Annotated in this window: 6 protein-coding genes and 2 pseudogenes; all 8 read left to right on the forward strand. The window is 50.4% G+C overall.

Annotated features, from left to right (window positions below; genetic code table 11):
• Positions 1-51: 51 nt before the first annotated feature.
• The 8 genes and pseudogenes from A9753_RS01430 (at position 52) to A9753_RS01465 (ending at position 5,816) form a co-directional block, all read left to right on the forward strand.
• Entirely contained in the window at positions 52-1,017 is a 966-nt protein-coding gene (locus A9753_RS01430) for a 1,4-dihydroxy-2-naphthoate polyprenyltransferase (RefSeq protein WP_067779146.1), read from the forward strand.
• 392 nt (positions 1,018-1,409) lie between these two features.
• Complete coding sequence (locus tag A9753_RS01435; RefSeq protein ID WP_067779149.1) at positions 1,410-2,144, forward strand: hypothetical protein; 735 nt, start codon at positions 1,410-1,412, stop codon at positions 2,142-2,144.
• Entirely contained in the window at positions 2,141-3,472 is a 1,332-nt protein-coding gene (locus A9753_RS01440; RefSeq protein WP_067779152.1) for a hypothetical protein, read from the forward strand. The genes A9753_RS01435 and A9753_RS01440 overlap by 4 nt, the downstream gene beginning before the upstream one ends.
• Positions 3,473-3,565: 93 nt before the next feature.
• Positions 3,566-3,865: pseudogene (locus tag A9753_RS09975) on the forward strand (transposase); the annotation flags it as partial.
• Positions 3,780-4,022 carry a hypothetical protein gene (locus A9753_RS09575; protein WP_067779158.1) on the forward strand — a complete coding sequence of 81 codons (243 nt, stop codon included), beginning with the start codon at positions 3,780-3,782 and terminating at the stop codon, positions 4,020-4,022. The pseudogene A9753_RS09975 and the gene A9753_RS09575, both read left to right, overlap by 86 nt.
• 300 nt (positions 4,023-4,322) lie before the next feature.
• Positions 4,323-4,640, forward strand: a complete 318-nt coding sequence (locus A9753_RS10145; protein ID WP_141673244.1) for an ATP-binding cassette domain-containing protein — start codon at positions 4,323-4,325, stop codon at positions 4,638-4,640.
• Positions 4,577-4,963, forward strand: a pseudogene (locus A9753_RS10150) (ATP-binding cassette domain-containing protein); the annotation flags it as partial. The gene A9753_RS10145 and the pseudogene A9753_RS10150, both read left to right, overlap by 64 nt.
• Before the next feature lie 529 nt (positions 4,964-5,492).
• Entirely contained in the window at positions 5,493-5,816 is a 324-nt protein-coding gene (locus tag A9753_RS01465) for a hypothetical protein (protein WP_067779167.1), read from the forward strand.
• The last annotated feature ends 1,062 nt before the right edge of the window (positions 5,817-6,878 follow it).

The raw sequence follows: 6,878 nt of genomic DNA on the forward strand, positions 1-6,878 counted from the left end.
CTGGCGTAGACTTCACGACGTTGTGTTGTGCCGCACCGATCGAGGAAAACTATGGCTAAGTATTCCACCCCTTCCCAGGCCCATACGCCCGGGACGCAGGTGCCGTCTGCTAAGCAATGGGCTGAAGTCGTTCGCCTGCGAACTTTGCCTGCTGCTGTGGCACCAGTGTTGGTGGGTGCGGCGGTTGCGTTTCCGTTTTCTTGGGTAGGCGTGGCACTCTCCCTGTTGGCAGCCGTGGTGGCCTTAGCCTTGCAGGTGGGATGCAACATTGCCAATGACTATTCGGATGGGATTCGCGGCACCGACGACGATCGCTCCGGTCCTCCCCGTCTCACCGCTTCCGGCGCGGTTGCCCCTCATACGGTGAAAATGATGGCTTTTGCCTCCTTTGGCGTGGCCGGACTTGCGGGGCTCGCTGTGCTGGCATTGAGTGGTCAATGGTGGATGCTCATGTTGGGTGTGGCTGCAGTTCTAGCTGCCTGGTTCTATACCGGCGGGTCTAAGCCTTATGGCTATTTGGGGCTTGGCGAGATTTTTGTGTTTATTTTCTTTGGGCTTATGGCTACTGCCGGCACCACATATGTGTTGCGTGGTGATGTTCCATGGCAGGGCTGGGTGTTGGCCTCATGCGTGGGCTTGATTGCCTGTTCCTTACTCATGGTTAACAACATTCGCGATATTGATACCGATCCGACGCACGGCAAGATGACGTTAGCAGTGCGTTTGGGACAGACCCGTGCACGCGTTGCTTATGGGGTATTGCTGATTGTTCCTGGTGTGTTGGGGGCTGCCACATTGGCCACCTACGGCATGGGTCTTGCTGACGTGCGTATTTTTGTCTTTGCCATCGTCATGCTCATCGGCGTGGCCGTGTGGGCGGTGTTAGTGAAGAAAGCTCTTGAGCCGGTAATTCGCGGAGCCATGGGGCACGCTCTGATCCCCTGTCTGAAGTTTGCAGGCCTCTACGAATTGGCTTTTGCCCTGGCCACTATGGCCGTGATCGCCAGTTCTCATTGATTGTTCATCAAGTAGGAGCGAATGAGCAGACGTCACCGTTGAAACACGTGGGGGGGGGCCGGCTGCGCAGCAGCCGGCCCCCCCCCCACACACAACACGTCACAGTGAACATCCGCAAGGCGCCTCAGCACTCACTGAGAGGGCCCATATTCAGGCGTGCTCACTCATGACTAACGGCGCCGTGCGATCGCTCAGAATTAATGCTCAGCGGAACTTAACGTCCAAAGGAACCTCAACGTCCACACACTGACCGCACCGCCGATCTACCGCATTAACACACCTAACCGTAAAGATGCCTCAATATAAAACGAGGAAAGGTAATCTATGCTTTTCATTGAAATGAAATATAATATTCACAAGTAAGTCCATTCAATGACGTTTGGAGTCTTCTCGTGAATTCACAGTGGCGATCGAAGACGATCTGCGCCCTTGCGTCAGTCCTTACGGCAGCGCTTGCCGTACTCATCGTCCTTCCTGCGGATGCAGAAAACGTTCGGAGCCAAGACAGCAAAATTGCTGAACTCACTACGATGACACTGGGAGCCACAGAAGACGATGTGAGACAAGCTCTTAACGAATACGCCATTGACGAAGAAATCACTGCCGAGGAAGCCTTAGATGCTGCGCTCGCTGAACAATCTGAGGCAATACGTCATTCAGGACAGTATCGCGACCGCTCTAGTGAGTCAGGGAAAGTGAAACTTCCAACCTCATACCACAAAAGCGATATTTATTTCACTCAAACCGCTATTGGTGCTGGACATGTCGGTATTTATGGTGACACATACTGGGTTGTGGAGGCTTCTGGCCCAGAATGGAAAAGCGATTGGTACTATAATACTACTATTAATGTGATGCCAGGAGCCAACCTTCTTGAAGTAAATACCACTCAAGGAAAAAGGGATAAAGCGGCAGACTATGCATACAAAAACCTACGGCATCGCCCTTACAATCTTATATTTTGGAATAACAAAAAAGACAACGGTTCTTTAAATTGTTCTCAACTTGTATGGCTCGCCTACAGCAAAGGTGCAGGCATTGATTTAGATGGCAACGGAGGAAAAGGCGTCTACCCTATCGATATTTTCACATCAAGTAAAACACGGGTTAATTGGGTTGTGCGATGAGCGACTTTTCTTTATCAAGACGCTCAGTTCTTGGCTTACCTTTCGCTATATCAACCATCTTAAGTGCAGGCGCATGTACGCAAAGCCCAATCAAAGTTATTCCTCCTGAAAAAGCAACAACACGCGGAGTAATATGCGCCATTCAATTAGCAACTCAAGCACGCGAATCAGGAATTGAATTCGGCTTTCGTAAAGAACGCGGTTTTATTATTCTTGTTCACCCCAATGGAAATGCTCAGGCCCTCGATATCGGAATGATTGATGACTCTCACCCCCTATGGAACAAGGGCGGCCTTTTCTTTGGTGGACTCGATTATGAATATTGCGTCACTGACGAGAAACTGACTGCACATAAGCGCGGTGGACCTGAGCATCATGAGATTTCTCGATTCAGTACCGCCGACCAGAGTGGTTTTATCACCATGTACAACTCTGGAGGCAACCCCTTTGGGGGGCAATATGATCAAAATATTGTGATCGGCGATCAAAATAAAGTTACCTACCGTAAGGTTCAAGGACTTTATCTTAATGTTGGCTATGATAACGATTCACTCTATTCCGTTGCGACCACCGCATATTGCCCTCATTTAAAAACTGAAGCGGCTCGCGTGTTTCAGGCAACAGGATCACAAGTAACGCCAGGGACTGAGAAAACACTGCGGGATGGTTATGACTTCCTTGTGCGCCACTATTCTCCCGGAGAACCGAGTAGTCAATCAGTTCTTGCAGCAGTATCAAGTGATTCTGAGGGAGAATCACTATGCCGAGGTTTCCCTATGTACAACAATTGCCTATATTTACCTTTATATAAAAGGACTATTCCACATGGGCAACCATTCACTCGCGATGAACGCTTTTCCGGTGCCCCGCTATTCCAAGTCTGGGACCTGAAAAAGCGATTCCGTACCTACATGTACATGATGACTCCCGATGGTAATGCTCTTGACATCCTGCCTGAAGATACGATGACGACACCCGGTATGCAAAAAGAAAATATGTATTATCTAGCAACAGATACCGGTAAGGTTTTTTCGATCGATTTAACAACAGGGATCGGTGATCATTTATTTACGATTGACGATGTTCGTGTTGAAAATCAAGGCTCCATGCAGATGATGATTCGTGACGATTATGTATACGTTATGCGCCCTTATGGTCAGGATAAGAGGGACCAAACTGCTCGATTATCGCGTTACGCACTATCAACCGGACGCGAAGAACCACTCGTCCAAATTCGAGGACTTGAACCCTATGAAAGTGGACGCACATACGTATGGGGGTTCGCTCTTCGCCCAGATTACGAGAACTATCTCGCGGATATTTCATAATAACCAGATATCGCCATTGAGACTTGGCCTTAGTTGCGCCAAGTCTCCCAAGAAAAGCATTGACTGAGTGCGAAAAGTAGCCCCAAGAGCAACGGGACAGCCAGGCTCCTCGACATGATCGAAGGTTGCTCCAAGACCGTGTTCAAGGCCTAACTTACTCAACGCAAGGTGGCCTGACGTGAAGGAATCCAGACCGTCGCGATGGACGGGTTCACAGGGTTCAAAACCGCTGCAGTTGAGGAGTTCCCTCAAGCCCAAGCAGTGACGGCCCCTTTCCATGTCGTGCACCTAACTGCTGGCTCCCTAAATGAATGCCGACGCCGAACACAACAAGAAATACTCGGCCGATGCGGCCGCAGTGGAGACCCGTTATATCGACCCCGGCGCAGCCTGCTGGGCAGGTGATATCACGCCCGAGACCAGCAATCTGCCTAACGGGGGCGGAAGAGACAACGTGGAGGCGCTGACGCCTGCCACTGGCATCAGTACTCCACCCGACGGGTTTAGGGGTAAAGGGGTAAAGAAATTCAACCGCAGGGACACGAGTTGACGCAGCCTGGCCAGTAACTCGCGCTGATCGACACTGTTGTAGCGGTAGTGGAAACCGTAACGGCCGCCACGCGATTATTCTTAGACTCCACGTGACCTTTGAGTGAGTCGATATCGCACCCTTGTTCATACACACTCAAACTCAATAGGGTACGACACCCGCCACACGCTCAATGTATGTAATACGCAGACCCCTGGAGGTCCCACCCGACCTGGCGCACTTTGGTGTTGTAGACCACCCTTCTAGGAGGGGGAATGAAGCACTCGCACATAAGTCGCCATATGAGAAGCGGTGCCCACAATGCCGAAAAGTACCCCTCTTGCTCATAACGAATTGATTCTCGACAATGACCAACTTGCAGTCTTTCGTGGCCAGACACCTATCGTGCAGAATTTCAGTCTGCGTGTTCACCCTGGAGATATTATCGCGATAACAAGTGAGAGCGGATATAGAAAATCCACTCTCCTTGAAGCCATCTTGGAACTCATTCCCCATCAAGCCGGGAGGGTCACAGTGGCGGGAAAAAACAACCACGTCGCCCTTCACGCTGGTCACGGGAAATACGCAAAACACTCATCGGCACAGTTTTTCAAGATGGTGCGCTTCTTGAGCCATTAACCGCCGACGAAAATGTCATTCTCCCCTCTCTCATTAGACACTCAGGTTCCACTCATAAACCGAGCCGTGCTTCTGATCTTCTTCATGAACTACGGATTCACGACCAGAAAAAATTCCCCTATGAATACTCCGATAGAGAGCAGCAACGAATCACCCTAGCCCGAACCCTCATGATCTCACCACAACTACTATTGTGCGATGATCCCACAGGTGCTTTAGATTCGAAGACTAGAGATTCTATTCTCACCGTAATATCTGAAGTTGCTCACCGCTGTCAGTGCAGAGTTGTTGTGGTCACTCACGACCCTGCGGTTGCTCACTGAGCAAACCACAAGGTCACGTTACTTCGCAGGGAAGACACATGACATCACCACCAGTGTCTACATACTCTCTACTCAAAAAGATTGACACAGCACACCATAATTCCCTGAGAATCCTGGTCACACAGTTCTAGCAAGCACGGTTCTGCTCTGTGGATTGACCTTTCTGACGTACGAACATTTTTCGCAGAATTTACGGGAACTAAGAGCCGCATCTATTCGGCCAGCATCATTTCTTAATCAACCACCAAACAACGGAGGAATCTATTACGCTCCTCCGCTTTTCACGCCAATCCATGATGACCCGGTTACGGTTATTACGCTCATTCCTCAAGATAACGATTCTCCACTCCCACCAGGAGTTTCCCAGTAGCCCCAGCCTGGGCATAGCATCGTCAGTCCGAGCGCCTTCGACGATCTGCAGCGCGAGCCACACATCGCGCCAGTATTTGGGCCAGTTGATGGTCTGATCAAAGATGAAGGGTTAGAAACGGCCCGGGAGAGACATATCTATTACCGTCCCCCAGCTACCATGCAGCGCACCGACCTCATGCTCATCAGCGATGAGTTCGGAACACATTTACCCGATGGAAGTTTGTATGGAACCGGCACTCTGCCTCCCCCGTTAATCTTCGTCGACCTTGCGATTGTTAGAGTACTCATCGTTTCCTCTCTCATCGCTTTTATTGCCATGACCGGCATGTCACTGAAAGAGGATGAACACGATCGTCAATTCTCAACCTCATGGGTGTTCTTCATCGAACACTCTTTTCTACGAGTTGCGTCATGCACTACCCGCCGTCACAGCCAGAACATTCGTCACAAGCATCTTGTGGATCGGTGCAGCATACACTGATATGTCATTAGGATTTCTTGATGCTCGTTTTCCCGCCGCATGGACACATCCACTCATACTTCCCTTAAGCATCACTCTCATCGACGGGTGTATCGCCGCGATTGCGTGTTCATAGCCTCTCGCACCATACTCATTCATCGCATGAGTCGCCGCCGAATCCAGTGCTCTCATCGCTCATATTCGCGGCGCTACAGCGAACTCATGCAAATAAGCGCAGTAACCGCTATCGCCATTCCCTGAATAACCGACGATGGCAATATTCGATTTCATTCGTTCTTACTCTTTTACGCGGGAAATACTGATTTCCTTACATCCCCAATCGCGCCTTCGGGCTGGGATGATCACGATATTCATCACCTTGATACTCCCCCGGGAAGTATTTTCTAACTTATCCAACGATCCTCGGATTCTCAACGTTACCATCAATTTCTTCAGTGATGACCCATCCAAAAACTCATTCACGATTACGTGCAGTTTTTTACAACAGCCGGGGTCTGTCAACACCGAGTTCACCGTTCCATGCTCAATTGATAGCCGATCATACAGTGCTTCGTTCTAGCCAATGGACACGCTTTTTCGCAAGCATCGGGCTCATTGTTTTCTCTGCGCTGTGGGGGCATCCCTTTCAAACGATACCGCCCTGAATACTCAAGCTACGCATCGCTACATCTCCATTCTCGGCAGCCAACATTTAGCAGCGCACTATGCTGCTGCCATCACAGCAATTCCGCTCCTATCTGCAACGATTGCCTGGGCGTGGCCCTCCATCATCTAACCGACCGGAATGACTTACGGAGCAATGAAACGAACCCTGCGGGAATTATTCATGCCTCATTCTCCGTAAACTTAGAAATACTGACCCTCGGCTGCACCACTGCACTACATACCGGGTGGTATGTCACCCATTCAACACATCGATTATCATCAGCGCCTCATTACCCTCATCATCGCCATCCTGGTCCAGCAGCGCTAGTGAGCAGACGTCACCGTTGAAACACGTGGGGGGGCCGGCTGCGCAGCAGCCGGCCCCCCCCCCACACCCACAACACGTCACAGTAAACA

This window comes from Actinomyces vulturis (genome assembly GCF_001687305.1).
Taxonomy (GTDB): domain Bacteria; phylum Actinomycetota; class Actinomycetes; order Actinomycetales; family Actinomycetaceae; genus Actinomyces; species Actinomyces vulturis.

Coding starts and splice junctions, on each gene's coding strand:
- A9753_RS01430 (WP_067779146.1), top strand. CDS start 52: ATGGCTAAGTATTCCACCCCTTCCCAGGCCCATACGCCCGGGACGCAG.
- A9753_RS01440 (WP_067779152.1), top strand. CDS start 2,141: ATGAGCGACTTTTCTTTATCAAGACGCTCAGTTCTTGGCTTACCTTTC.
- A9753_RS09575 (WP_067779158.1), top strand. CDS start 3,780: ATGAATGCCGACGCCGAACACAACAAGAAATACTCGGCCGATGCGGCC.
- A9753_RS10145 (WP_141673244.1), top strand. CDS start 4,323: ATGCCGAAAAGTACCCCTCTTGCTCATAACGAATTGATTCTCGACAAT.
- A9753_RS01465 (WP_067779167.1), top strand. CDS start 5,493: ATGCAGCGCACCGACCTCATGCTCATCAGCGATGAGTTCGGAACACAT.